At 41.8% G+C, this 2318-nt stretch carries 2 protein-coding genes; one reads left to right on the forward strand and one right to left on the reverse strand.

Annotated elements, in window-relative coordinates:
- Positions 1-1170: UDP-N-acetylglucosamine 4,6-dehydratase family protein (locus B7Y67_RS15560; protein WP_293599417.1), on the forward strand; the 1170-nt coding region annotated here is incomplete at its 5' end.
- A gap of 3 nt (positions 1171-1173) precedes the next feature.
- Here B7Y67_RS15560 and B7Y67_RS15565 read toward each other — a convergent pair.
- Positions 1174-2202 carry an ionic transporter y4hA gene (locus B7Y67_RS15565; RefSeq protein WP_293599418.1) on the reverse strand — a complete coding sequence of 343 codons (1029 nt, stop codon included), beginning with the start codon at positions 2200-2202 and terminating at the stop codon, positions 1174-1176.
- Between the last annotated feature and the right edge of the window lie 116 nt (positions 2203-2318).

Below are 2318 nucleotides of genomic sequence, written 5' to 3' on the forward strand. Positions count from 1 at the left end.
GCATCAGATTTACATGATCTTGATATGAATGACTTATTGGGGCGCGAGGTAGTGCCCGCGGATATGTTTCTTATGAGGGAAAATATCCTGAATAAAACAGTATTGGTGACTGGGGCGGGTGGTTCTATTGGAAGTGAGCTCTGCCGACAGATTATTTTACTATCTCCAAAAATGCTCATTCTTATCGAGAATAATGAGCATGCACTTTACCTAATAGAAGAAGAGCTAAAAATATTAAAAGCTCGAACAGAGAATGACGCAGCGTTATCGGAAACGGGCGTCAATATCGTTTCATATTTGGCATGTGTTCGAGATAAAAATATAATCAGAAGAATTTTTAAAGCTCAGCGTCCGGAGACTGTATTTCATGCGGCAGCTTATAAGCATGTTCCTTTGGTCGAGAAGAACCCCACACAAGGCATTTTCAATAATGTATTTGGAACCCTCATTTGTTCTGAGGCTAGCTTAGAGTTTGGTGCATCCCATTTTATTTTAATAAGTACAGATAAGGCTGTCAGGCCAACAAATGTAATGGGAGCTAGCAAACGCATAGCTGAATTAGTGTTACAGTCGTTTTCTGATAACTTAAAAAAAGAAAGTCATAGAACTATCTTCTCTATCGTGCGTTTTGGTAATGTATTAGGGTCGTCGGGTTCTGTTGCCCCACTCTTTAGCGCTCAAATTAAAGCTGGTGGCCCTATAACTCTGACCCACCCTGATGTTACTCGATATTTCATGACGATTCCAGAGGCAGCTCAGTTGGTAATTCAAGCTAGTGCAATGGCTGAAGGGGGTGATGTATTTGTGCTTGACATGGGGGAGCCTGTTCGGATTTATGACCTTGCAGCAAAGATGGTTCATTTGTCTGGCCATCTTTTGAAAGATGAATTAAATCCCCAGGGAGATATTGATATTCAGATAATTGGTTTGAGGTCTGGAGAGAAACTATACGAAGAGTTATTGATTGGTAATAATCCCATGCGTACAAATCATCCTAAAATTATGAAAGCCCGAGAGGAATTCATGAAATGGAATGTATTGCATGAGGAACTGAATGGCCTAATGAGGATCATTAAACTCGATGATGTGCAGGGTCTTTATAAGGCGCTAAACAAATTAGTACCAAGTTATCGAGCTAACTACGACAGTATTGATGCTAATCTAGAATAACCCTTATGGCACCAAACTCAAGAATAAATACTCAAAGAAGATAATTAGATGAACTACGCCTTGTAATATGGTGGTTCTGCCAATAGCCAATGTCAGTGCACCAATAAAGAAGCTGAGGTACATCAAAGTCATATTCAGCGAGCTAATGCCTAGGCTAATTTGTAAATCAAGGAAGATAGCAAATGTAGTCACAGTAGGAATTGTTAGGCCAATACTAGCGAGGGCTGAGCCTAAAGCCAGATTCAGGCTACTTTGCAAGCGATTGGCTCTTGCCGCTCTAACTGCTGCATAACCCTCAGGTAGTAGAACGAGCATAGCAATGGCGATACCAATTACTGTTTTAGGGGCACCTGCTGCTTTAACGCCTGCCTCAATTGCTGGATTTAGTGCTTCAGCTAAGCCAACCACCACTACAAGAGACACTAGCAGTAGAAAAGCACTCACTGCAGTTTTAAAATTGCTAGGCTCATCAGCGTGAATATCGCTATCTGTCTTTTTATCCTCTGCCTTAGGAAGGTAGTAGTCGCGATGACTAACTGTTTGGAAGAAGATAAAAGCTGCATACAATGCAAAAGAGGTGGTGCCCACAAAGGCAAGCTGGCTCTTGGTGAAATCGGGCCCAGGGGTGCTGACAGTCACCATAGGCATCACCAGAATGAAGGTCGCCAATGAGGTGAGAACTGCTAGTGCAGAGTTGTTTCCCTCATTTCGGAAAGACATTTCATGATGCTTAAAGCCACCTATAAAGATGCATAGGCCAATCACACCATTGACCACAATCATGACTGTTGCGAAGACGGCATCTCTGGCAATAAATTCAGCACCCTCATGGCCTGACAGCATCATGGCGATAATTAGTGATACCTCAATAATTGTCACGCAAATCGAAAGAACTAGAGTTCCATAAGGTTCACCCGTTTTATGGGCAATGACCTCGGCATGATGCACGGAAGATAAGACCGCACCGATCAGAGCGACTCCCATAAAGACGGCAAACCAAGTTTGATTTAATAGTGAGACTAAAGAGTGCATAAATAAGCGGGTCTTTTTGGGTGAGAGATGCAATTACTCATTTATATGGAGTGCTAATCGAATATCTTGCTAAATGAAACCATTTTAAAGTGATTTAATTGGGGTTATTCAAGGTA

The sequence above is a fragment of the Polynucleobacter sp. 35-46-11 genome, from assembly GCF_002281105.1.

What these genes read in the sequence shown, in the direction of transcription:
- B7Y67_RS15565 (WP_293599418.1), bottom strand. Translation starts at nt 2,202, where the DNA reads ATGCACTCTTTAGTCTCACTATTAAATCAAACTTGGTTTGCCGTCTTT.